This is a genomic window from Syntrophorhabdales bacterium (assembly GCA_035541455.1).
Classification (GTDB): domain Bacteria; phylum Desulfobacterota; class Syntrophorhabdia; order Syntrophorhabdales; family WCHB1-27; genus JADGQN01.
The window spans coordinates 1-25,295 of sequence record DATKNH010000014.1; the positions used below are offsets into that span (position 1 = coordinate 1).

General features: G+C 54.4%; 19 protein-coding genes. 6 read left to right on the plus strand and 13 right to left on the minus strand.

Translation table 11 applies throughout. From position 1 onward, the window contains the following. From VMT71_01445 to VMT71_01505, 13 genes are all read right to left on the minus strand, one after another. Nucleotides 1–503: alkaline phosphatase family protein (locus tag VMT71_01445; protein ID HVN22606.1), on the minus strand; the 503-nt coding region annotated here is incomplete at its 3' end. A 71-nt stretch (nt 504–574) separates the two neighbouring features. Continuing rightward, nucleotides 575–1,360: a C1 family peptidase gene (locus VMT71_01450; GenBank protein ID HVN22607.1), complete on the minus strand. Its 786-nt coding sequence runs from the start codon at nt 1,358–1,360 to the stop codon at nt 575–577. Nucleotides 1,361–1,607: 247 nt separating this feature from the next. Continuing rightward, entirely contained in the window at nt 1,608–4,151 is a 2,544-nt protein-coding gene (gene glgP / locus VMT71_01455; GenBank protein HVN22608.1) for an alpha-glucan family phosphorylase, read from the minus strand. A gap of 228 nt (nt 4,152–4,379) precedes the next feature. After that, nucleotides 4,380–5,036 carry an HAD-IA family hydrolase gene (locus VMT71_01460; GenBank protein HVN22609.1) on the minus strand — a complete coding sequence of 219 codons (657 nt, stop codon included), beginning with the start codon at nt 5,034–5,036 and terminating at the stop codon, nt 4,380–4,382. Next, the gene (locus VMT71_01465; GenBank protein ID HVN22610.1) at nt 5,011–5,538 is read right to left on the minus strand and encodes a lipocalin-like domain-containing protein; all 528 of its coding nucleotides are present in this window, start codon (nt 5,536–5,538) and stop codon (nt 5,011–5,013) included. Before VMT71_01465 ends, VMT71_01460 begins: the two co-directional genes overlap by 26 nt. A gap of 22 nt (nt 5,539–5,560) precedes the next feature. After that, nucleotides 5,561–7,345, minus strand: a complete 1,785-nt coding sequence (locus VMT71_01470; protein HVN22611.1) for an FAD-dependent oxidoreductase — start codon at nt 7,343–7,345, stop codon at nt 5,561–5,563. Continuing rightward, the gene (locus VMT71_01475) at nt 7,342–7,596 is read right to left on the minus strand and encodes a ferredoxin family protein (protein ID HVN22612.1); all 255 of its coding nucleotides are present in this window, start codon (nt 7,594–7,596) and stop codon (nt 7,342–7,344) included. Before VMT71_01475 ends, VMT71_01470 begins: the two co-directional genes overlap by 4 nt. Nucleotides 7,597–7,677: 81 nt before the next feature. Beyond that, nucleotides 7,678–8,499 carry an NAD(+) diphosphatase gene (gene nudC / locus VMT71_01480; GenBank protein ID HVN22613.1) on the minus strand — a complete coding sequence of 274 codons (822 nt, stop codon included), beginning with the start codon at nt 8,497–8,499 and terminating at the stop codon, nt 7,678–7,680. A gap of 58 nt (nt 8,500–8,557) precedes the next feature. Beyond that, on the minus strand, nt 8,558–9,667 hold the full coding sequence (locus VMT71_01485; protein HVN22614.1) for a PAS domain S-box protein: 1,110 nt from the start codon (nt 9,665–9,667) through the stop codon (nt 8,558–8,560). A gap of 23 nt (nt 9,668–9,690) precedes the next feature. Then, complete coding sequence (locus tag VMT71_01490; protein HVN22615.1) at nt 9,691–13,458, minus strand: PAS domain S-box protein; 3,768 nt, start codon at nt 13,456–13,458, stop codon at nt 9,691–9,693. Nucleotides 13,459–13,473: 15 nt separating this feature from the next. Next, the gene (locus VMT71_01495) at nt 13,474–16,107 is read right to left on the minus strand and encodes a PAS domain S-box protein (protein ID HVN22616.1); all 2,634 of its coding nucleotides are present in this window, start codon (nt 16,105–16,107) and stop codon (nt 13,474–13,476) included. A gap of 3 nt (nt 16,108–16,110) precedes the next feature. Next, on the minus strand, nt 16,111–16,533 hold the full coding sequence (locus VMT71_01500; GenBank protein HVN22617.1) for a response regulator: 423 nt from the start codon (nt 16,531–16,533) through the stop codon (nt 16,111–16,113). 253 nt (nt 16,534–16,786) lie between these two features. Then, nucleotides 16,787–18,238 (minus strand): L,D-transpeptidase family protein, encoded by a 1,452-nt coding sequence (locus VMT71_01505; protein HVN22618.1) that lies wholly within the window; start codon nt 18,236–18,238, stop codon nt 16,787–16,789. Between the two features lie 169 nt (nt 18,239–18,407). Here VMT71_01505 and dacB point away from each other — a divergent pair, with 169 nt between their 5' ends. From dacB to VMT71_01535, 6 genes are all read left to right on the plus strand, one after another. Then, nucleotides 18,408–19,874: a D-alanyl-D-alanine carboxypeptidase/D-alanyl-D-alanine-endopeptidase gene (gene dacB / locus VMT71_01510; GenBank protein ID HVN22619.1), complete on the plus strand. Its 1,467-nt coding sequence runs from the start codon at nt 18,408–18,410 to the stop codon at nt 19,872–19,874. A 177-nt stretch (nt 19,875–20,051) separates the two neighbouring features. Then, nucleotides 20,052–20,939 (plus strand): xanthine dehydrogenase family protein subunit M, encoded by an 888-nt coding sequence (locus VMT71_01515; GenBank protein ID HVN22620.1) that lies wholly within the window; start codon nt 20,052–20,054, stop codon nt 20,937–20,939. Further along, nucleotides 20,936–21,403 carry a (2Fe-2S)-binding protein gene (locus VMT71_01520; GenBank protein HVN22621.1) on the plus strand — a complete coding sequence of 156 codons (468 nt, stop codon included), beginning with the start codon at nt 20,936–20,938 and terminating at the stop codon, nt 21,401–21,403. The genes VMT71_01515 and VMT71_01520 overlap by 4 nt, the downstream gene beginning before the upstream one ends. Nucleotides 21,404–21,405: 2 nt before the next feature. After that, nucleotides 21,406–23,715, plus strand: coding sequence for a xanthine dehydrogenase family protein molybdopterin-binding subunit (locus VMT71_01525; protein HVN22622.1), 2,310 nt, complete (start codon nt 21,406–21,408; stop codon nt 23,713–23,715). Nucleotides 23,716–23,810: 95 nt separating this feature from the next. Then, on the plus strand, nt 23,811–24,608 hold the full coding sequence (gene fabG / locus VMT71_01530; GenBank protein HVN22623.1) for a 3-oxoacyl-ACP reductase FabG: 798 nt from the start codon (nt 23,811–23,813) through the stop codon (nt 24,606–24,608). A gap of 10 nt (nt 24,609–24,618) precedes the next feature. Next, a partial coding sequence (locus VMT71_01535; protein HVN22624.1) for an enoyl-CoA hydratase-related protein occupies nt 24,619–25,295 on the plus strand: 677 nt, incomplete at its 3' end.

The window sequence follows — 25,295 nt, forward strand, 5'->3', positions numbered from 1 at the left end:
GTCGGGCCCGGAATGGATGCGAACCAGCGATCGCAGGTCGCGAATTCACGAGCCAGTGTGGTGATGACGGGCACCTGTTCCGGAGAGAAGCATTTCATGATCTTGGCCGGCTGTGGTGCGCCGCTTACCCGATAACTCGCAATAAATCCGCTGTTGTCGATCCCGGGATATTTTTTGGTGGCGGGGTCGGGGTAGACAGCATTGGCGCCGCACAGTTGTATGAGAGCATTTTTGAACTCGTGGCCCGGGTCCGGATCAGGTGGATGGATTTTAAACTCTGCAGGCGTCGCAGCGAAGACCTGCGTGGCGGGATCAGCCGGATCGACATTATAGCAGGGATTGCTTACGAGATCATCCGCGCGTGTCGGCTGGCCCGTTGTTGCGTCCGGGCCTGCCAGGCCGGCAAACCCCAGCAGGTGATCGAAAGATCGGTTCTCCATCATCAGCACGAAGACATGCTTGATCGTGCCCGCGATCTCATTCTGTTGTCCGGCTGTTCCCATGATACCCCCCTGCTCAAAAAATGATCAGCGACCCGGACCTTTTTCGCGTAGATGCAGCTCTGGCTACCCTCCTACATCTGCTCTCCCGCGCGGATCGTCCAGAAGTCGTCCGCAAGATTTCTGTTCCCAAGGTAGTCGTAGGGGATCGTGAAGTAACCCTTCATGCCCCAAGTGTCGCTCCATGAGTTTCTTACAATGAACCGTTTCTGAGAATCGTCGTAACCGACTCCGACGACTGCATGTCCGCCTATTGTCTGTTCATCCGGCCCCGGCATGTTTACCACCCCGGTGCTTGCGACCTGTTGTGATTCAAAGCTCGTATACACGGTGAAACCGAATACGAACGGAAAGCCGTCAGCGAGGCAGGAGCGCATCTCATCGACAGTGTCGATCCTCTGGTAGGACTGGATCTGGTAGTTCAAGGCTTCCTTGTAGCAGGCCGGTGTAGGCTTATTGGCAAACTGGCTTATGTCGTAGGGCCAGAGCTTTTCCGTGCACACCCCTTGCTTCGCGAGCGTTTTGATGCCGTCGCGGATCATGGCCCCGGCGTCCTGGCTCACCGTGTGTTCAATTACTCTCTCGTTGTAGTAGATAAAAAGGCGGCTCATGTCCGCGTAAGGTTTCTTGTCTTTGATCATCAGAAATTCCACAGCTCCGGCCAGCGCATTCGCCGTGCAGCTGCCGAGCTGTCCCTGATCCGCCACCGGCGGGCACTGCGGCCGTAAATCTACCGAAGGGGGAAGTGTTGCGGGTATCTTGTAGACCTTCCTGAACATGATGTCGCGGTTATCAGGAATATCAGGCACCCACCCATAGCGCGCTATTTTCCGTGAAGTAATTGCACCCTCATCTGCCATGTCATCCTCCTTACTTTGTCGTTAGTCAATCTCTTCAGCGCTTGTTGCCACATACCGATAACCACCGATAGTCCAATGGCATTAAGCCTTGTTTACTAGACTAATCACTTTTTTTAAATGCGCAAGGGTGGCCCACATCACCACTGCCTAGTTTCGATGAAGATGAATTCCAGAGTTCTGTACAATTAACTCATAACTCAGGAAGGATTACTGGCCGATCCTGTCATGGCGCCTGCGGCATGACTTCTCAGCGCTGCCACAGTATCTGGGAAGCCTCGAGCGGGATAGAAGCACCTTCGAAACGGGGCACGATACGCGGCGTAAAATCATCCGCCTGCCTCGTCGTCTCCACCTGTGCTCTATATAGGTAGACATGTTGGCCTATCAGCTGTTCTCTCTGCGTCATTTCCAAACAGATTGGGTCGTTACCATCGAACCCCTCAGCATAAAGCTCAACCCGAATCTGATTCGGGTCCAGATCGCTCAAATAGACTTGCAAGTTGAATTCGTGTTTCCCATTCTCACTCGCCACCGCCAATTCTCCAAAACGAATCTTAGACCAGTGCTTCTTGAGGGTGCGCTGCCACTCAATCATCTTCGCACCCGTTGCACCGTTGTCTGCGGCTCTCCGCCTGAAAGCCTCAGCAGCCGGGACATAGTAGCGTTCCGTGTACTCACGTACAGCGCGATTAGAAGAAAACCGTGGCGTAAGCCAGCCCATACTCTCCCGCATCCGCTTGACCCATGCGACGGGAATGCCTCTCGAGTCACGGTCATAGAACTCCGGGATAACCTGCTGTTCCAGTAGTGCGTAAAGTTCTTCTGCCTCGGCCGCATCCCACGCGGGATCATGGTCATGCTCTTTACCATCGCCCAGAGCCCATCCCACTTCGGGAGTGTAGGCTTCGGCCCACCACCCATCAAGCTCTGAAAGGTTGATGCCACCGTTAACAAGCACCTTCATACCGCTGGTGCCGCAGGCTTCCATCGGACGCCTCGGTGTGTTAATCCACAAATCCACTCCCTGTACCAGTTGGCCGGTCAGAAGCATGTCGTAGTCACTAAGGAATATCACATGTCTGCGCGCTTCAGCTCCGCTGATAAAACGTGTCCATTCCTGTATCAAGGCCCGGCCTTCCTGGTCCGCAGGGTGAGCCTTACCGGCAATAATCAGTTGCACCGGGCGATGAGGATCGGTCAAAATGCGCAGCAGTCTTTCGGGATCCTGAAGCAGCAGGTTGGGCCTCTTGTAACCGGCAAAACGGCGCGCAAACCCCATGGTCAACCTATTGGCGTCGAAGACATGCGTCGCCTCTGTAACCTCTTCGGGCGTTGCACCAGAGGCCTCCAATTGCCGGGAAAGGCGTCTGCGTACATACTCAACAAGCGCTTCACGTGCAGAAATGCGGCATTCCCATAGCCTGGAGTCCGGCAGAGCTTCTATTGCAGATTTCAACGCTTCCAGCGTTCCCGCCCAACGATTCTTGCCGCAGGCATCTGTCCAGAGAGCGTCCGCCTCCTCAGAATCCCAGCTCGACATATGCACACCATTGGTGACATGTCCGACGGGGATTTCTGATTCAGGCCATTTTGAAAAGAGCGGCGCAAAGATGCGTCGACTTACCTGCTCGTGAAGCCTGCTCACGCCATTAATCGCCCCGCTTCCCCTTATCGCGAGGTAAGCCATATTGAAGGGCTCGGATGGGTCGCAGGGATTCTCGCGTCCTAACGCAAGAAGGTCGTTGAGCGCAATGCCCAGTTTGTTTTCCGCGTATCTGCTCAGATAGGGTTCAACAAGCGAAGCAGGAAACCGATCAAAACCCGCCTCCACCGGCGTGTGTGTCGTGAAAAGATTGCCGGCGCGCGTGACAGCCAGGGCCTCCTGGAATGATCGTCCTGTCTCCTCCATGAATGCTTGTGCCCGTTCCAGCACTGCGAATGCAGCGTGTCCTTCGTTGAGGTGGCAGACTTCCGGTCGAATGCCGAGTGCTTTCAGCAAGCGCCATCCGCCAATGCCCAGCACAAGTTCCTGGTTGAAGCGCATCTCAGCCCCACCACCGTACAGCTCGCTCGTAATCCCCCGACGGGTTGGAAAATTGGCAGGATCGTTGCTGTCAAGAAGGTAGAGTTTCACCCTCCCAACCTGCACCTGCCAGGCGCGCAACCATACGGAATAGCCCGGCAGGGCGAGTTCTACGCGCAGCCATTCACCATCAGGTGTGCGAAGCGGTGTTATCGGCAACTGGCCGGGGTCGTTGTACGGGAACAGGGCCTGCTGTGAACCCTGTTTATCTATGATCTGGCGGAAATACCCTTGCTGGTAGAGCAGACCCACGCCCACAACAGGCACGCCCATGTCGCTTGCCGTTTTCAGCTGATCACCGGCCACATTGCCAAGTCCGCCCGAATAGATCGGCAGCGCTTCGCTCAACATGAATTCCATGCTGAAATAAGCAACCGTTGTCAGAGCAGACTGAGGATACGTCTGCTGAAACCACGCAGGCGACTCCATCTCCTCTCGCCTCGCCCTCAGAAGATCATCCACTCGCTTGCGGAAAGAGGGGTCGCTCAGCACACGTTCCAAATGCTTACGCGAGATTGTTTGCAGCACAAGCCAGGGATTGTACGTGAGTTCCCATAGCACAGGGTCAAGTTGCTTCCAGATTTCATCCGCGGAGTGATTCCAGTACCAGTGCATGTCGAGAGCCAGTTCAGCGAGTGAATCGAATCCCTCGACCTCCAGGGGAAAGAGCGTGTACACCGGGCTTGAGGTCCTCGCTGGTGAATCCATGCGCCTTCGTCCTCCGGTCAAATCAGCCAAGCCCCTCCCTTTTCAAACTGTAAGTACAGACCTTTAGCGAATCAAGGAGGGGGCCTGTGTCAGAAGCAAATCATACCTCGACCGAAATAGCAAAAGAATCCTGGCAGTGCGTTTCGCCATGTAAAGTGTTCCGGCAGGTTAAAAGATAATGTTGAATATCTGGGGCGCTCAGCGAGCGAGAGAAATGGTGTGAGTGGTCTAGCTAATCTTTATACCTTCCACTATCTCTAGCAGCTGCGAAAATCTATCGATCACATAATCACAGCCGTCTGAGAAACCAGGCTTGCCGTAGCCGTACGTGACCGCCACGGTTTTCACGCCGGCCGCACGGCCTGCGACCATATCGAAGATGCTGTCGCCCACCATCAACGCCTCTGGCGGCAGAACATGAAGCAGCGACAGCGCGCGAAAAATGGGCACAGGTGAAGGCTTCCGCTCGGGCGAACTGTCTGCGCCCGCGACGATATCAAAATACTTCAGCAGATCCAAATCCCTGAGTATCCCTTGAGACAAATTCGTCAGTTTGTTCGAGATCACGGCTTTCTTGCATGCGACGAGAGACGCCAGTGTTTCCCTCACTCCAGGATAAGGCTTTGTGTTGGTAACCGGATGAGCAGTGTAGTATTCCAGGACACGTTGTACCAGACTCTCTCTGTCAGGCACAGTGATCTCCTTCAACGAAAGGATCTTCTCTACCAGCGTCGAGATCCCTTCTCCGACACATGCTTTTGTTTCCTCAATCGTAACAGGTGGGATATTGTACGTGGCCAGCGCGTAGCTCACCGCTGCGGAAATGTCTGCGACTGAATCGATCAGGGTACCATCGAGATCACAGATGAGGAGCTTTACTTTCATCCGCCCGTGGCCTATTTTCTCTTTCCCAGATTACGATAATGCGCACTACCTTGCCTAACAGGTTGGGATGCGGCTGCGGCGGGCTTTCCAGAAGCAGGCGATCGCCTTCAAACCGGTAGTAGCGCTCCTGCTCCCTGCCGACCCAGGCTTCGTTCCACGCGGCCTCGACCTTCGTGATCACCTTCCCGCCCTCCACCCGGTATTTGCCGGTATAGGCGATCATGGAACGCAGGGCATCACTCCGCTCCTTGTCAGTCTGCGGTATCTTCCGCCCTTCGCCGGTTACCAGCGCAAGCCAGCGTCCCTCTGGTGTAGCAATCTGACAGCCCCTGGGGTGTTCCCCAAGCACAGGCGTGCGCTCTTTGGTTTTTTCATCCTCATACACAACGGATACGAGTTTCCAAACGCCGACTATCTTCTCTTTGTCGTCTGCGAATGCCGGTCGTAGCGCGAGTACTGCCATGACCACTAGACTCGCCTTCAATGCCAACCTGACTTTCATAAGGATCTCCTGTCTCTGTCCCTCACTTCACCGGCACTTTTGAGAACGTGTATTTTTGCCCGTCGCGCTTCAACGCCAGGAACGCGAGGAATTCGGCGTCATTCTTCTCGGGGCAATCGGCCCTGAAGAATCCATATCCTGCCAGGCGGCTCTCTCTTCTTTCAAGAGACGCCCTCATGATCATTTCTCCGTTCTCTATGATCGATCGGACTTCCAGGCAACGTCCCAGTTCGTGAGGATTTTCTGCCCTGAAGGAAAGTCTTTCTTTCAATTCCTGCAGCCGCTCTATACCTCGCTTCAGCATCAACTCGGACCTCACGTTGCCCGCGTAATAAGCGAGGATGTTTTGCAGGGCCAGTTCTGCTTCCTGCCACGAGACTCCGTCTCCGTTCTGGTAGGCTCGCGCGCAGAAATCGCTTAATGAGCGCACTTGCTCGCGGCCTGCCGGAATAGCCGATTTCTGTTTTCGCGCTGCTTTTGCAGCCATCTCACCGGCTCTCCAGCCCATAGTGAATGCCCCCGGTGAACACATCCACGGCACGCCGCCAACATCATCTCCCGCACCAAAGAGACCCTTAATTCTCGTCTCAAGGTTCTTATTCACGAGTAGGCCGGATGCTGCCGTGCCTGCCAGTTCCCTGCTGTTCGGGAGCCATTCCAGCTTATCTCTTCTGAAATCAAACCCCTCCTGCTTTTTCAGGTAGTCCAGGAAATAAGAACCCTTGCCTTCATTGCTGATAGACCATTCTATATAACGTATTTCCTTCTCGGTTCCTCCGGTCAGATCCAGGTAGAACGGGCCTTCCCCCTTGTCGTGCAACTGCGACCACATAAGGGGTGAAACTCTTGTCTTTTCAAATGCAGCGCGCGTCTCTGAAGGATTCACGCGTGTACGGGCCATCTTTTCCCACTCGCTGAAATGAGTCCTCGGTATAATCGCTTCACCTTTTGGACCAACCACGGAGCCGGCCGGCTGCACTGTATTCCGCGGCGAGCCCAGGTTGAGTTCGAAGTTGCCGATTGAATAGCCGGGCGGTGTGAAGAATTCCATGTTGATGATCTGAGCCCCGGCCCGTAGCGCCATTGCCCTCCCGTCACCCGTCTCATTTACCGGCACCCGGTGATTACCCCAGACCCCTGTGACGGTTCTTGATAAACGGTTGACCCTGCCCGTGCTCACCACGACCGATTTGGCCCTGAACCAGTAAATCTTCCCCGTACGGGTATCCACACCGATGGCGCCCGCTATGCGCCCTTGAGATACGAGGAGGTCGACCACCGTCACACGGTTGATGATAGTGACACCCCTTTTCTTTGCCTCGCGGGTCAACTTTACTTTGAGGTCAACACCATCAAAATTCCACGTGGTTGGCACACTGTGGAACTGCGTGACGATTCTGAATTTACCAGGCCACTTGCTGTCCTCATATCTGAAATTGACCCCGAATTTTTCCAGATCGAGTACCCGCTCATACGCCTCGCTGGCTACAAGATAAAGAAGTTCCTTGTTTACCAGCCCACGCGCTATGATCCGGGTGTGATCTTCCATCAGGTCCTCGATGCTCCAGCCGATCGCTTCGTGGACGGAGGGATGGTAGCCCCACATATGATCTATTCCGGTTCCCGCGCAGCCACTGCTCACGGTATTGGCCTTCTCCGCAATCGTGACTCTCGTGTCGTATTCTGAGGCCTTTATCGCTGCCATGCACCCGGCCAATCCGCCGCCCACCACCAGCACATCTGTTTCGATGGGGATTACTTCGATTCTTGGAGAAGGCTGCTTTTTTCCGATCACACTCTTTTTCATGACGCGCTCCTCTTCTTGCCTCTCAATATGGATACCTTCATGGGCAATGGAGGCACTATGGTTATCGCACCTTTGTCCCGACACGGACATTGAAACCAGCACGCGCCGTCGTACGCACATTCATCAGGATATACCACTCTTGGCGGCTTCCCTTTTTCAGGATTCTTCTCCATGATGTCCATCAGGCAGACATCAACACACTTATTGCAACCCGTGCACGCCTTCTCGTCGAAAACTATTGGTTTAAACATCTCTCCCTCCAGTAAATGTTATTCCCAGCTACGGATCGAAACGCGCAACTCGGAACCCGTAACAATTCTTTGTCGCGGTCGTCACTCCACACTGCTTTTATGCTTTTCCACGAACGAGTCTATCAACCGGCGGGCTATGCTTATTTTCCCGGGGAGCGAGGGCAGTTCACCCGCACCAAACCATCCTGCATCGACTATCTCCGTATCGTCAATACGAATCTCTCCCCCGGCATATCTCGCAGTGAAACCTATCATGAGGGAGTCCGGAAAGGGCCAGGGTTGGCTCCCAAAATACCTGATGTCGGCAACTTCGATACCGACTTCTTCCCTTATCTCCCTCTCCACCGCCTCTTCCAGCGTTTCGCCGGGCTCTACAAATCCTGCAAGAACACTGTAAAACCTGGTGGGAAAACGGTTGGCCCTGGCCAGGAGAAGCTTATCGTCGCGTTCAACGGCCACGATCACTGCAGGAGACATACGGGGAAAGCTGACCAGTCCGCAACGGCGACACTCCTTCGCTCTCACCCCTTCTTTATAAGCGGTTCTCTCGCCGCAACGGCCGCAAAACTGGTGCAACCTGTCCCAGTCGGCCACCTCGACCGCTACGATAGCAAGACGGTAGAGGGCATCATCCAGTGAATCAAAAAGAGTGCGCAGACCATGAAAACGCATCCCGTCCGGAGGATCTGTGCCTTCCGGCACCTCGGCCACGTAACACGCGTCTCCGTTGAGGCTGCCGAGGTAATGGGAACGGACCGCCTGCAGACCAAGGTCCTGCGGCCCTCGTTGAAGCACAGGGATATCTGTTATCTCCCGCTCTCCCTGTACGAGTAGTTTGTGTCCATCGAAGATAAACCACCTGGCGGGACCCGTCTGATCCGTCGGTGGTGAAACCGCCGGCACAAAACCTGCTGTCATGTTGAAGAATGTAGCGCGTATCTACAACGAAGTCAAAAGGAGTTCAGCGCCCGGTCCCCGTGCGCTCATTGCCCACCGTCAGCTCTTCCGCCTTTGTGATAGGTCGCGCTATGGCGAAGATAAATTCTTTTCCCATGGAGCGCACATACGCCGCCCGGACATCGACAGGAAGCGTTGCATGATTCCTGGTCCAGTAAGAGGTTTCGTAGGCTACAACACGTTCCCGGCACGCCTTCTCCCATAGCCGCAGCCATTGAGATTGGCTGGAATATACTTCTAACTCGTAGGTATACGCGTTCAGGATTTCTTCTCTGGGATAACCCAGCATGTCGCAGGCTGTCTGATTGACCTCCATAATAAGCCCGTCTGACGCAATCTGCAATATAAGGTCAGGTGCCTGATCAACGGAAAAGTGCGTAATATGGGCCGCCTCCATCTGCCTGCTCGATGCGCTGGCGTCGCGGAAGACGAAGACCGTGCCAAGCCTTTCCCCTTTTTCATCTCTCATATGGCTTGTCGTTCCATCTATAGGTACTACCTTTCCGCTCTTGGCAATAATCATGGAGGCGTAATGCGTGGATTGTGCACTCTCATTCATGATATTGAGCACCGTGGTGATCTCCCGCCCCAGAGCCTCAGCCTCCGTGAAGCCTGTAATCCCGGCTGCTCCAGGGTTGAAGAGCGTAACTAGCCCATGCTTATCCGTGGCAATCACCGCATCGCCGATACTGTCGAGTACTGCGGACAACTTTTGTCTCTGCTCTTTCATCTGCTGCGCCATCTCATGTTTGTATATCGCCATCTCGATAGCAATCTGCAGTTCTCGCTCGCTGAAGGGCTTTAACACATAGCCCATGGGTCCTGTGAGCTTTGCCCGGCACAGCGTTTCCCGATCCGCATGGGCCGTGACATAAATAATAGGGATGTTCCTACTGGCAGAGATTCTGCTCGCCGTTTCAATCCCGTCAATCTCTCCCTTGATGCGCACGTCCATAAGAATGACATCGAGCTGTACCTGCTCCGTCCTGGCCAGGGCCTCTGCTCCTGTCGATGCAGTAGCCACCACACAATGGCCGAGAGCATGAATGATTTCTCTCAGTTCCGTGGCTACGATCTGTTCGTCTTCAACGATGAGTATCTTTATCTGTTGCATGGTCTCCTCTGAGAGCGTTCCCGCTAAGCAAAGGTAACACTAAAGACCGTCCCCTCCTTGCGCTCCAGCTCTATTGTTGCGCCTAGCTGATTCACAAGGGTGTGGACCAGCTGAAACCCGAGCGACGGCGTGTTACGAAAATCGACATCGGGCGGTAAACCTGTGCCGTCATCACCGACTGTCAGCGACAATATTCCGTCATCATTCCGGAGAAGGCTTACGTGAATTATGCCTTTTCCGCGCCCGACAAATGCGTGCTTCAATGCATTTGAGACAAGCTCGTTGACTATAAGGCCGCACGGCACCGCCTTATCCGCATCGAGTGACACCGAATCATTCACGTCCAGCTTCAACTCTATTTTCCCACTCTCGTCACTATATGTCTGAAAGATGTTCGTGGTAAGGCTGCTCAGGTAATCCGTAAACTTTACGCGGGTAAGATCTTCTGATTTGTAGAGTTGTTCATGTACAAGACTTATTGAGCGCACGCGCTCCAGGCTTTCCAGAAGAACCTGGAGCAGTCTGGGCTCATCCACGTTTTTCGATTGAAGATAGAGAAGGCTGGCGATAATCTGCAGGTTGTTCTTAACCCGGTGGTGAATCTCCCGGAGGCAGGCCTCTCTCTCCTGCAGCGAACCCCTGACTTTCTCGTCAACCGCTTTCATATCGGACAGATCGGTAACGGAAAAGAGCGACCCCCGGAACACGCCCGTATCATCAAGGATAGGTGAACTCGACACCCTCGTGAAGAGAGGTTGGCCATCTTTCCGAATGAACTCTGCTTCGAACTCTTCCTTCAGACCTCGTCTGCACTTATCCCATCTCTGGCCGGCTTTTTCAGCATTCTTGACATCGATGAAGAGAAAGAAGCGCTTTCCCATCATCTCGTTGGCAGAGTAACCGAGCATCCGGCCCATGCGATCATTGACAAAGGTGGTGCTGCCGTCCGCATCCAGAACCCAGATACCCTCCAGCACGGTCTCCACTATCTGGCGATATTTTTTCTCGCTATCGAGCCAGGCCTGCTCTGCCCATCTGCGCTCTCTCATGTCCACGAGAGAAAAGACAATGCTATCCGAGCCTTCTACTACGGTTGCCGTCAACCGCATTTCTTTAATGGTACCCTGCCTATCCACTACCCTCAGGTCATGTCGGCGCGGGGCACCATCGACATTGCCGAGCAACAACTTCAGGTACTCCCCTGCCACCGGCAGGTCTTCCTTTACGATAAATTCATGCCAACTCTTGACACCCTCAAGTTCCTGTTTGGAGTAAGATGTGAGCTTTTCGAACTCCTCATTCACTGCGACAATCGTTGAATCCAGGGCCGCAACAAATGCAGGCGTGCCTATGCTATAGAAAAAGACCGGGTGAGCATGCTTTTCTGCTGCAGCGTGCGCTTTTCTTTCCGCGTCCTTATGCTTGCCATCGTCGCGCACCAGTACCACCGCCTTACCTTTTACGGGTGCGCCCATGATCCTGGCCGCAGCCTCTGCGTCCAACAGAGAGCCGTCCAGCCTCATCATTCGAATAGCCGTGAAAGGAAGCGGCGGCGCATCGCGGCCATTATTCAGGAGATACGGCTCAAGCAACGGCCTGCCCTCTTCGCAAATCTGGTCAAGCAGCGGCTTGCCCACGAGCTGTGCAAGGCCGGGCGCTCTGAGCAACTCAACAGCGGCTCCATTAGCCTCCGTGATCTTTCCATTCGCGCACTCAAATACTGCCTCCGGCCAAGCTTCCAGAAATTCGTGTAACGTCTCTTCGTAGCCTGTCCTGCCCTCGAGAATTTCCTTTGAAGTCAGAAAGAAGGCCAACTGATTAGCGACGGCCGTCGCGTAGTGCTGCAGCTGCTCAGACACGTCGGCTGCCTCAGTATGTCCCAGCGTCAGAGCGCCGAAAACCCGCTGATGCACGGTAATCGGAGCGCAGATGTAAGTACTGATTCCAAGCTTTCTCAGGAAACCGTTTGCATATTCCGGCCTCTTTGCAGCCGCCCTCTCAACGAGAAGATGGCCCGTACGTATGGCCGCCCCGGAGAGCGTCTCGTTTAAAGGCACTTCCATGTTGGGTGGCACCGGTATGAGGCTCATGACACCCCTTAGCACCATGTTCTGGCGCTCCTCATTGTATTGCTCGATGGCCACGAAAGGATAACCAATGGCAGATGCTACCTCGGCCGATACCGACTGAAAGACTTCGTCCCGCGACACGCCGGGTTTCATCACAATATCGGACACGCGCCTGAGAGAGTGGAGTTCCTCATTGCGCAGCGCGAGGTGCTGCTCCATCTGTTTCTGATCTGTGACGTCGATACCGACCAATACCAGCCCGGTGATGGCCTGTTCGTCTTTTGTTTCGTTGATACACCACGAGATAAGCCGCTTTGTCCCTGATCTGGTGACCAGCGCTGCTTCGAATGTCACGGGCAGTTGTAACCTGCTTGCCTGCCAGTCGAGAAAGCTGCGCCAGATGGATACGTTCTTTGAAATGGGAAGAATCACCTCGAAGAGATTCTTTCCTTCAAGTGCGCCTTTTCCGTATCCTGTTGCAACCTCCACCTCTTTGTTGAACGTACGTATAGCACCCTCACGATCGAGACCGATGATCATAACACTGGCACTGTCGATCAACCCTTGCGCGTATACGCCATCCTGCAGCCTGTTGTCGATAAGGGCCTTCTCTTGCGCGATGTCCCGGATAAGCGCGACTATACACGGGCTGTGGTCATGGAGAAAGTAGTGCGTCCGTACTTGCACCGCCACGGAATCGCCCTTCTTTCGCCGAAGGCTCGTCTCGTAAGAGAGAGTGACCTTCTCCCTGATCCGTTCCATGTGGAGTTCCCAGCGAGACCCTCTGAGTGCCGGATCAATCTCCTGCATACTCATCCAGGCAAAGTCATCCCAGGTATAACCGAGCAGCCTGGTTGCAGCGTCATTGGCGTAGAAAATTCTCCCATCCGGCCCGAACCGCAGAACTGCTTCAGGCAGGAGATCGACTGCGTGCTGGGTAACACGGAGTGACTCATCTGCCCTCCTGGGTCCTGCAACGTCCCTGAAGACAAGCACCGCGCCATGCATGCCGCCCACATCATCCATGATCGGAGTGGCCGTACCGTCCACTTGTATTGCTCTGCCGTCCTTGCTTGTCAGTACATGGCTTCGGGCTGTCGTAATCACGCTCTCGGAGAGAGCACGCATGACAGGATGCTGGGCAAGCGCGTGAGTCGCCTCGCTCACGACGGAAAAGACCTGGGTCACAGGAAGTCCTGAGGCCTCTTTCAGCTTCCATCGCGTCAGGAGCTCGGCCGCAGGATTCATGAACGTCACCGCACCTTTGATATCGGTGACAATGACAGCATCTCCGATGCTTTTGAGCGTGGTGGACAGCAGCTGTTCTCTGTCCTTAAGCATGCTTTCGGTTCTGTGCTTGTATATTGCGATCTCTATAGCGGCGTGAAGTTCCCGCTCGTTGAAAGGTTTCAGGAGATAGCCCATCGGCTCCGTGCGTTTCGCCCTCTGCAGCGTGGTCTCATCTGCATGCGCAGTCACGTAAACAACAGGAACACCTAAATTGGCGTGAATCTGTTCTGCAGCCTCAATTCCGTCCATCTCGCCCTTCAGCATGATATCCATAAGCACTACATCAGGATGCCCCTTCTCGGCCTTATTGATTGCCTCGGGGCCCGAGGAGGCGATACCGCACACGTTGTAGCCAAGATCCTTCAACCGGTATTCGGTCTCTCTTGCTACGATTCCCTCATCTTCGACGATAAGTATCCTTTCACCAGCCATTCCCCACTCCACCTCTTACGAAAGAATCATCCTGAATTCGGTCCCGCCTTTTCTCCTTACCTCCATAGTTCCATCAAGCTGCTTTACCAGTGTACTCACGAGTTGCAAACCGAGAGACGGTGTATCGGTAACGTCCAGGCCTTCCGGAAGGCCGATGCCGTTATCCTTCACCATCAGTACCAGTTTATCGTCACCGTCGCGCAACAGGTTCACAAAGATTTCCCCTCTGCGCCCCTGCGGAAAGGCGTACTTGAGTGCATTCGACACCAGTTCATTGATTATGAGCCCGCACGGTATGGCCCGATCGAGCCCGAGAGGCGCGCTCTCCACGTTTATCTTCAGGTTGACCATGTGGGACGCCACGCCGTACGAATTAAGAAGATAACTTGTAAGACTGCGTATATAGTCTCCCAGATTGATATTGGCAAGATCGCCACACTGGTAGAGCTTTTCATGGATAAGCGCCATTGACCTGACACGGGTCTGACTTTCCCGGAGCACGGAAAGTACCTGGTCGTCCGAGGTCTTCCTTGATTGCAGGTAGAGCAGGCTTGAAACAATCTGGAGATTGTTTTTCACCCTGTGGTGAATTTCCTTGAGCAAGACCTCCTTCTCTTTCAGAGAAGACTTGATCTGCTCCTCCGCCTGTTTGCGGTCTGTGATATCTCTCACCAGTGTGAGATTGGAAGGCTTCCCGTGGAACAGGAACTTTACCGTGGAAGCCTCTATGTCGATTATTTTCCCGTCAAGGCGAATATACTTCTGCTCCGCGAAGGGCAGGTCCGCACCTTCTTCGAGAAGATTCTGACGTTCCTTCACGAGCGCGCGCGAATCCGGGTGAACGAACGAAAAGAGTTGTTTGCCGATGACCTCTTCTGCGGACGCAGCACCCAGAAGGCTTATGCCTGCAGCATTGACAAATATTATTTTCCCTTCCTGCTGGACCATGATGGCATCCGGAGAGTGTTCCACCAGTTTGCGGTACCGTTCTTCGCTCTCCTTGAGCGCCTCATTGATCTGGATGCGGTGAGTGAAAACTGCAAGTTCGTTGGCAAGGCTGAGACCAAGGGAAAGAAGACCGCCCCCTACCTCAACGCTTGACGGATGCCCCAGCACCAGCGCCCCTATGAAACGCTCCTTCACGATCATGGGCAGGCAGACAAACGTCTGAATGGCCAGTTCCTTGACAATGCCGACTGCATATTCCGGCTTCGCGAGCGCTGCCGACTCTATGATCGGCTTTTGCGCTTTCAGGGCAAGCGAGGAGATAGTCTCGTTCAGGGGCAGTTCCAGTTTGGCTCCCCACTCGGAAGGTATGCCGGTCACCCCCTTGATCACCATTGTTTGACGAGCTTCGTCATAGATCTTGATCAACCCGACAGGAAAACCCGTAGCGAGACAGATCTCTTCTATGATGGCTTGATACGCTTCGTCTATCGAATCGGTACCGAGTATGATTTCTGAAATACGGTGAAGGGCAAAGAGCTCCTGGTTCCTTGCGGCGACCTCGCGTTCAGCTCTCACTCGTTCAGTGATGTCGATCCCGAAGCAGATGGCGCCCACGGGTTTGTTTCGGTCCCTGATTTCGTTTATTTGCCAGGAGATAAAACGTTCGGTTGCGGACTTGGTGAATATGACACTTTCAAAAGAGATAGGGAGCAACAGTTTACCATCCTGCCATTCCCTGAACTTCTCCCTCACATAGTTGTACTCTCCGGCAGGTAAAATCTGTGTGAGCAGATTCTTTCCGATAAGGTCGTCCTTGGAGTAGCCGGTGATCTGCTCCGCGCCTTCATTAAATATATTGACGGTGCCATCCGGAGCCAGTTCTATTATCATTAGGTTTGCTGTCTCTATCAGATTTTCCGCATACTCTTTTGCTTTTCCTACAGCCTTTTCCAGCATCTTACGCGCCGTGACATCGAGGGCAATGCCTATGGACCCCATGATAAGGCCCGCTCCATCCCTGAGCGGCTCCACCCTCACATCGAACTGGTGACCCCGGAGTCCTATCTCGTAACGGCCGGATCTTCCTTCAACGGCCATGAGATGCGTCAAAAGCCTCTCCGCACCTCGTTTTCCATTGCGGAAGATGCTGTGGAGTTTTTTGCCGATAAACCTCGACGTGTCGATCCTCAGACCGGAATAGCCTGCGCCGACAATCTCCGTGAGCCGAAGATCTCTGTCCGTGGTCCACACCATACCGGGCATCTGACCTGTGATGAGCTGAAGCTTTGCCTTACTCGCCAGGAGCTCGGCTTCCGCCTTTTTCCGTTCCGAAATCTCCCGCCCCAACTCGCTGTTTGTTGCGGCGAGTTCGACGGTTCGCTCGGCTACTTGCTTTTCCAGTATCGCCGGGACTTGCCGAAGAGCCTCTTCAGCACGTTGACGTTCAACTATCTCTTCCTGTGTCTTCCTGTACAGATGTTCGTAACGGCCCAAGAGATAGTAGACAACAAGCCACGCAACAATCAGAAAGAAGCCGCCTTCTACAAGATGGTTGGTACGACTGGCCCCAGCAGCATCTCCCCAGAAGAAAGCCAGAACCTCGTACAAACATGTGGCGGCTGTCATCAACGCCATCGCGAGAAGTAGACCCGGAATCATTCGTATCCGATTCATGGGCCTTCCGCTTTTTTTCTTAGACATAGGTTATTCCTCAGGTGGAGACACTGGCTTCTGCGTGAGTCCCAGTTTCTGCAATTGCTCAGTCAGCACAGACCTGCTGACCGGCTTCATAAGATACGAAGTTGCCCCGCCTTTATAGATCGCGTCTGCGACGCTTTCGGGATCGGTAAGGGACGTCGTCATGATCACTTTTGCCTCATGTCTGAAGTCGATTGACCTTTCCTTCTCCTTCTGGCGTATTGTCCTGAGCGCTTCCTGGCCGTCCATGTTAGGCATTATGATGTCCATACAGATGAGGTCGTATGGCCTGCCTTCCTTCCAGGCCAGATCAAAGGCATGTACCGCCTCGACGCCGTCAACAGCAATATCGCAGTCGCCGTACGTTGCAAGCATCTTTTGCAGCAGCACGCGGCTCACGAAATCGTCATCAACAATGAGTACGCGCATCCAGCCTTCTCAATGCCCGGTGACCATAGGTGGCCGTCCGGACACACATGGAACGTTGACGATCATCATGCAGAATGATTGACACACGTTTGACTGTAACGTCCTGCAAATGAGATGCCAGGATCATCACCTGTCTTGATTCGATTCCCGCAGTGTTTACGAAAGCCTTACGAGGATACGACTGGGCAGGAAATTATCGTGCAGTCACGGCTCTCGGGCGGTCCGGAGCCATGAAGCCGCAGGAGTGTCCCGATTACGAAGCCAGTGTGGACTCGCCCACAATCTGCCAGCCCTTCTGGCTCTTCTTAAGATAGAGTGATTTTATGCTTATCCCGTTAAAATTGTTTGACTTGTAGGTCTGCCGGAACCGTACCACTGCCATGTCGCCCTGGTCCTTCTGCGAGAGCAGCACCTCTTTCCGGTCAAGCCGTACCTGAATAAATTTCTTTCCTTTGCTGACCTGTTCCTTTCGCCTTCCGAACGTTTCAAGGTCGGTGCCGTCAGGCATCTTGAAATCAGCTGAATAGAAGCGCAGATATTTCTTCATGTCGACTGCTTCCCACGCCTTTTGCCACCCGGTCAGGAAGGCGAGAATGTCCTCTGCTACTTTCTTCTGAGCATCCACACTCCTGAACGCCAGGCGGTCTACTATTACGATGGGTGTCGTACCCAGCTTTATCACGGTCGAAAGCTCCCTCAGCGCGTCGTTGTCCATGACCACGCAGCCCTTTGTTGATAACACTTCGTCAAGCTTCTTTTTAGGATCGTGACCGTGAAGCCACACACCATCTCCTGTCTTGCCATTCTTCTTGTCAAGAAAATCAGGATAATTCAGAACAAAAGCGCCCATGCCATAATTCTGGGGAAGCTTGCTCCCCGGAACAAACTCCACAAAAAAGTAGATACCTTCCGGCGTTGCCATATCGCCTGTTTTCTCTTTGTCCTTGATATTCCTCCCCACGATACAGGGATAGGCCTTTACCAGCGTCAACTTGCCCTGAACCGAACGCAGGTGAAAAAGAGTCCTGCTGTTTTTCTCCACCAGCAGCGTCTGCTCGCCGGCATCTATATAAACGAAAGGAAAGAGCGACTGTCCAGGGGGTATGTTGAGTTCAGCGACCCTTTTCTCCTGCTTCTCGGGAGCGGCCTGGGTGACTGCGGGAGCCGGCGTAACTGGTGCAGCCGGTTTCTCAGGCGCAACCGCCGCTGGGGCTTTTTCCTGGCCCGCTGCGGGCGGCTGCTCAGGAGGTTTCTCGGCCGGCGGGGTCGCCGGCGTGATCGCCTTTCTCTCCGGGCCAACATCCGGCGTGCCTGTCTTCTTGGTCTCCTCCAGTGCCCCATGCAGTTTCTTCTGCGCCTCGGCGAGAGAGTTCTGGGTATTCCTCATGGTCTGGCGAGGCACCTCGTCCCCGATGTACAGCAGTTCCTTTTCTGTCTGAGCGACGATCGAAGCGAGTTCGGTGGCCCTGCTTCGCTCGCGCACGAGCAAAACCAGGGTAGCCCCGTTCAGCAGAATGAGAAGGATTATGCCACCTACCAGAACTCCCCCGAGAGAAAACCAGCTTTTTCCCTGGGCTTTCTGTTCCCCGTAGGTCAGAGGAATTGATGTGCGATAGTCCCGCTCTTCCAGCTTCTGCTGCCTGGAAACTTCTTTTCTTTTCTTCTTCAGGAATTCGAGAAACGCGTCCTGGCTTTTCTTCCCCACGCTAGCCACCGCTAAAACCGCTCCGCTCTAGGGCGCTGCGGGTGATGTCCCTGCGGAGCATTGAAAGTATGGGATAAGCTACTGTGCTTGTCAAGTCAAAAGCTGCCTGCGGTCGCCACGGGTGCGCTGGTGTCCGCAGATAGAGTATACTATGGCGCAAGGTGCCCAAATGAATATTGATTGTTGCAAGACTTGCACCATCCTCGTTGCTGCTTCATGCTTCATGCTCCTGGTGGCCTGCGCCACACCGTTTGAGAGAACTCTTAAGACTACCAGGGAAGACCCGGCCCTCATCGGCTCTCAATCCGCTCTTGTCGTAAAATCCCTGTCGGACGGGGCTTTTATTATCCAATCACATGCCGACCGATTCTTTATACCGGCTTCCAACATGAAACTTTTTACCACGGCCGCAGCCCTGGTGCTCCTGGGCCCTGAATTCCGTTACGCTACAAATCTCTATGTGGATGGAGAACCCATTGACGGGGTCATGTATGGCAATCTGGTCATCAGGGGTGTCGGCGATCCGACACTTTCAGGAAGATTCCATGCCCGGGGCGCGGATGAGATTTTCACCCAGTGGGCGGAGACCCTCCTGAACATGGGGGTCAGGGAAGTCAGAGGGAACATTGTAGGAGACGGGAGTCTCTTTGGCGGCGACTACCTGGGAGCAGGCTGGGCCTGGGACGATGAGGTCTACTGTTACTCAGCAGAAATCAGTGCGCTGTCGGTCAATGACAATTGCGTTGCCGTTTCCATTCGCCCGGGCACTAATGCCGGCGAACCTGCTCTGGTCTCTGTCGACGATCTGACAGGCCTGCTGCTGCTACGCACTCAGGCAGTTACTGCGGCCCAAGGCGAGGAGCCGAGTCTGCACGTCTCCCGGGAGCCCGGAAGCAATATCCTGACCGTCGCAGGTTCCATAGCAGCAGATGCTGCGGGCATGGAGTTCTTTGTCAGTATTCACAGGCCCGCGCTCTTTGCCGCAGCGCATCTCCAACGGGCATTGGAATCAAAAGGGATACGCGTTTCAGGAACCGCAACCGATCAGCAGTCCCTTCGGGAATCCTTTTCGTACGAGTCAACAAAGCTGGTTGCCTCATACACCTCTCCTCCTCTTCGGGAAATTATCACTCACATCAATAAGTCCAGCTCAAACCTTTATGCAGAACTGCTCTTCAGGACACTGGGAGAACGTTTTAGAGGAAACGGCTCGGCAAAGACAGCTGTCGAGGCTCTGAGAGAGATACTCACTAACATGTCAGTCCCGGCCGACTCCATTGTGGTGTATGATGGATCGGGCCTCTCCCGCATGAACCTGGTTACGCCTTCGGCTCTTACCGCCCTCCTTGAATACATGTACCGCCACGAGCATTTCTCTTATTTTCTCGCCTCCCTTCCGGTTTCGGGCGTCGACGGAACACTCAGCAAACGGATGCGGCACACCCCGGCCGGCGGCAGGATCTTTGCCAAAACAGGCAGCATGACCCATGTCCAGAACCTCTCCGGTTACCTGAAGGGTGGCCAAGGCGAGATGTATCTATTCTCCTTTCTTGTGAACAACTTCAGCGGATCCGCCGAGTCCGTGAGGCAGCTGCAGGACGCTCTCCTTGCCCGTCTGGTCGATCTGGCAAAGTGACGGGATCGACAGTGCGACTGCGGTTTTCTGTTGCGCGAAGCCCGCGGAGAAGGCCCCGAATCAGTGCCAAAAAATCCTTGACTTTCCTCAACCGCAGTGCTTATATGTACCGGTCGGTATAGGTTACTGGAGTAAGCTACTTACCTTCTTCAAATCACTTTAATCGAGGTGCATATCATGACAACTTTCTATCGGCGGTTACCGCGATTTGACTATGTGCAACCCGCCTCCCTCGACGAGGCCCTCTCTCTGTTCGCACAGTACCAAAAAGATGCGAAACCGATGGCGGGTGGTACGGACCTTATCCCGCAGCTCAAGGGCAGAGAAGTGGCCACGCCGCGTGTAGTCGTTGACCTGAAAGCCATTCCCGGGCTGAACGGCATCAGCTACGATCCGGCTAAAGGGATGGCCATTGGCGCACTGGCAACAATTACGAGCGTGGAGCGCTCCCCCGTTGTGATGGAGCACTATCCGATGCTCGCACAGGCTCTCACCACGCTGGCTTCTCCTCAGGTGCGAAATCGCGCCACCATCACCGGCAACATCTGCAGCGCTGTGCCTTCAGCAGATTCGGCGCCGACATTGCTTGCCATGGAGGCACAAGTCAAGGCGGTGAGCCGGAAGGGAGAAAGACTCATCCCCGTCACGCAGTTCTTCATGGGACCGCGCCAGACGGTCCTTGCCAACGACGAACTGATTACCGAAATCAGAATCCCGGCGCCACCTGCTCGATCGCGAGGTGTCTATCTCAAGCTTTCGCCACGCAAGTCAATGGACCTTGCGGTGGTCGGTGTGGCTGCTTTTGTCGTGAAGGAGGGTGATATGTGCAAGGATGTGCGCATAGCCCTCGGCGCTGTGGCACCGACACCAATCCGCGAGCCAAGGGCCGAGTCAGCGCTGCAAGGCAAAAAAATGACCGATGAGGCGATCGAGGAGGCTGCACGTGCGGCGTCCAGCGAGTGCAGACCTATAGACGACCACAGGGCCGCGCGCGAGTACCGGTGCGACATGGTGTATGTACTTACGAGAAGGGCCCTGGCCCAGATTAAAGAGGAGGCCTTATGAAAGATATTCGGATCACGGTCAACGGAACTGCCTATGAGCTTTCGGTGAGGCCTCACGCCACGCTTCTTGAAGTGATAAGGGAAGAGCTGGGACTTACCGGCACAAAAGAGGGATGCGGCGTGGGAGAGTGCGGTGCCTGTACCGTCATCATGGATGGCAAGACAGTCAATGCTTGCCTTGTCCTTGCTCCTGAAGCGAACGGCAAAGAAATTACCACCATAGAGGGGCTCGCGCAAGGCGATAGGCTCGATCCGATCCAGGAGGCCTTTTTTGAGATAGGCGGACTTCAGTGCGGCTTCTGCACCCCCGGTATGATCATGTCGACAAAGGCCCTGCTTGCAGAAACGCCAGAGCCAACAGATCAGCAGATTCGCAAGGGCCTGGAAGGAAACTTCTGCCGCTGCACCGGTTATACAAAGGTATTTGATTCAGTCAGGGAAGCTTCCCGGAAAATTAGGAGGTAAGCATGGATTACGCAGTCATCGGACAGAGAGTCCCGAGGGTAGATGCAAGAGAAAAAGTTACTGGGGCTGCGAAGTATGCTGCCGATTATTCACTGCCCGGCATGCTCTGGTGCAAGGTGCTGCGCAGTCCTGTGGCACATGCGAAAATTCTCAATATCGATACAAGCAGGGCGGAGAGGCTGCCCGGCGTCAAAGCAATAATTACTGCGAAGGACTTCGGCGGATGGACGTGGGGCTTCATGGCCACCACGCGCGATGAGCCGCCGCTTGCCATGGACAAGGTGAGGTACCTCCATGAGGCTGTAGCTGGTGTTGCCGCTATCGATGAGGAGATCGCGGAAGAGGCAACCGAGCTGATCAAGGTCGAGTACGAAGAACTTCCCGGTGTCTTCGATCCTGAAGAGGCCATGAAGCCGGGGGCTCCGGTAATACACGCATACAGGCCGAACAACGTCAGTGTCGAGTACCACTGGAACTATGGGGACGTGGAGAAAGCATTCGCGGAAAGCTACATAGTGCGCGAGGACAGGTTCAGAACCGGCAGAGTCACCAAGGGCTATTTGGAACCGCCCGCATCGCTTGCGTACTACGACCCCAGCGGCTCCATCACTGTATGGCCCGCCAAGCAGAGCCCCTATTTTCACTATCGCCATCTGGCGGCTTGTTTCCGGCTGCCGCTCTCAAAAGTACGCGTGGTGCAGCCCTTCATCGGCGGGGGCTTTGGCGGCACAAAGAACGATTCGGTTGCCGCTGATTTCTGTGCAGTCATGGCTTCCAAGAAAACGGGGAAGCCCGTCAAGTTCGTCTACTCACAGGAAGAGGAGCTTTCTACATCGAAAAGGCGCCACTCGATGATTACGTACAGCAAGATGGGAGCCACAAAGGATGGTCTTCTCACGGCTGTCCAGGTCAAAGTCATTGCAGAAGGCGGTGGCTACACGGCGATCGGGCCTCTTTCGATGTATCTCGCCGGGGCTTCGATAGCGATTCCTTATAAGCTCAACCATTTCAAATACGACGGTTACCGTGTGTTCACGAACAACCCCGTCTGCGCAGCAATGCGAGGCCACGGCATCACCCACACCAGGTTTGCACACGATCTTCAGATGGAGATGGTTGCAGAAGAGCTGGGGATAGATTTCATGGAAATGAGGCTCCGCAACGCAATTGATAATCCCAAACCAGGCACAGTTTACAGGACGATCAATGACGTGACGCTTAAAACCTGCGGTATGAAAGAGGCACTCAACGCCATCAAGCAGGATCCTATCTGGGCCAATAAGGATCACACGCCCAAGAAGGTCGGCTCCACCTCGTTTGGTGTCGGTATATCAGGCACGGCATATGTAGGCGGAGCGCGTCAGCTTGGCCATCAGGCCTGTGGAGCAGTAATTCGCCTGTGCGAAGACGGAACGGTGAATCTCCTGACCGGCGCAACCGACTGCGGCCAGGGTTCCGACACGGTGCTGTGCATGATCGCTGCCGAGGAATTGGGACTGAAATTGGACGACGTGGTGATCAAGCGGGTCGATACCGCGTACACGCCCTGCGATCCGGGGAGCTACGGCAGTCGCGTAACAGTGCTGGCAGGCCAGGCCACGCAGATCGCTGCAGCCGAGGTAAAGAAGCAGTTACTCGACACTGCGGCAAAAACCTGGAGTGTAAAACCGGAAGAGATCCAGATACGCAACTCGATAGTATCGCTCAAGGGAAATCCGGATAAGAGCATGACATTCGAGAATCTCTCGAAGATTGCATCGTACTCGGGTTCCGGTGCAGTCATCATGGGCAAAGGTTATTCGAGCTACGGCCTCGAGCCGCTCGATTTCAAAACGGGTGCGGGTAATGGCGGCACCTCTTATAGTTTCACGGCGCAGGCAACGCGACTGGGGGTTGACCTGGAGACGGGCCACACGACAGTGACCGATTTCCTCATCGCACACGACTGCGGCAGACCCTTAAATCCTGTCGGAGCAGAGACGCAAAATGAAGGAGGTGCTGTGCAGGGGCTCGGTCAGGCCATCTACGAAGAGTTTATTATCGAAAACGGCAAGACCCAGAACCCGACATTTCTCGATTACAAGATGCCGCGGTCCATGGACGTCCCGGACATCAGAATAATCGACATTATCACGGATGATCCTGACGGCCCGTATGGTTCAAAAGAGGCTTCCGAAGGCTCGCACGTCAGTGCGCCGCCATCAGTGCTCAGTGCAATCCACGATGCGACCGGCATCTGGTTCAAGGAGCAGCCTGTAACACCGGAAAAGATAGTCAAGGCCCTCAAAGATGCAGGGAAGTGGATGAAATAAACCCGTTGCGAGTTTCGGGTTACGGGTTGAAAGGGACGGTTCTCTGAACTCGGAACTCGTAACCCGCAACAAGTTCTTTCGGTTTGGAGGAAAAGATGAGACTCAAGGACAGGGTCGCAATCGTAACAGGTGGTGGACAGGGCATAGGCCGGGCTATAGCCCTCGCCCTTGCCGCGGAAGGTGCCGCTGTGGCATTGGCCGCGCGTAACCTTGCAAATCTCGAGAAGACTGTTGCTGAAATTACTTTGAAGGGAGGCAAGGCTAAAGCCATCCAGACAGACGTCACCATCGAATCACAGATTGAAAGGATGGTAGCTGATACCGTGCGGGAATTCGGCAGACTGGACATACTGGTCAACAATAGCGGCATTGGCGGTGTGACCTGCCCGGTCGTCGACCTCAAGCTGGAGGATTGGATGGAAGTTATCCAGGTCGACCTCACCGGCAGCATGCTGTGCACCAAGCATGCGCTCAAACAGATGATCCCGCGGAAAAGCGGTGTCATCATCAATATTGCCGCAGAAGGGGGTCGCGCCGGAGATGGTCGGTCGGGCTACCCCATGAGAACTCCTTACTGCTGTTCAAAGATGGGCATGATCGGCCTCACCGAAAGCGTGTCGGTGGAGGTTGGCAAATATGGTATCCGCGTCAATGCGATCAGCCCGGCTGCGGTAAAAGGCGAACGCCTCATTAACGTGGTAAAAGGCAGGGCCCAGGCGCTTGGCGCATCCTTTGACGATCTCATGAGTAAGATCGCGGACACCTCTTCTCTTGGAAGAATCACCGAAGAGTCCGACGTGGCCGCCATGGCGGTTTTTCTAGCCTCGGACGAGGCGCGCTCTGTCACGGGACAGACCATTCCAATTCATTGCGGGCTGCACATACTATTTTAGAGGGGGCACTATGGCAGTGATCGAATATACAAAAGAAGGCAAGATTGCCATCTTCACCATTAATCGTCCTGACAAGATGAATGTCCTCAATCTCGAAGCCATGCGACGGTTCACAGAACTCCTCAAAGACTTTCGTGATGACGATAACGTCTGGGTAGGTATTCTAACGGGCACGGGAGAGAAGGTGTTCAGCGCAGGTGTGGACATCAAGGATTTTCTGCCAATGGTGAGAAGTACGCCCGACAAAAAATGGCAGAGACCCACCGCAATCATGCGCGGCATGGATCTCTGGAAGCCCATGATCGCCGCATGCAACGGACTTACGATCGGCGGAGGCCTCGAGATGGCGCTCGCCTGCGACATTATGATCGCAGCGGAGAATGCAAGCTTTGGCCTACCTGAAGTGAGGGTTGGCATTTGTCCCGGTGGTGGCGGCACTGCGAGATTGCCGCGCACCATTCCACGAAGATTAGCTGCGGAAATGCTCTTCACCGGCAAGACCATAAGCGCCCAGGAAGCGTATCGTATAGGTCTGGTCAATAAAGTCGTCCCTCTGCTTGAGCTGATGGCAGAAGCAAAGAACATGGCTGCGACCATTTGCGAGGCAGCGCCTCTCGGGGTGAGATGCGCGAAAGAACTCCTCCAGAGAGGCATGGACGTGAGCCTTGATGAGGCGCTCAGGTTGGA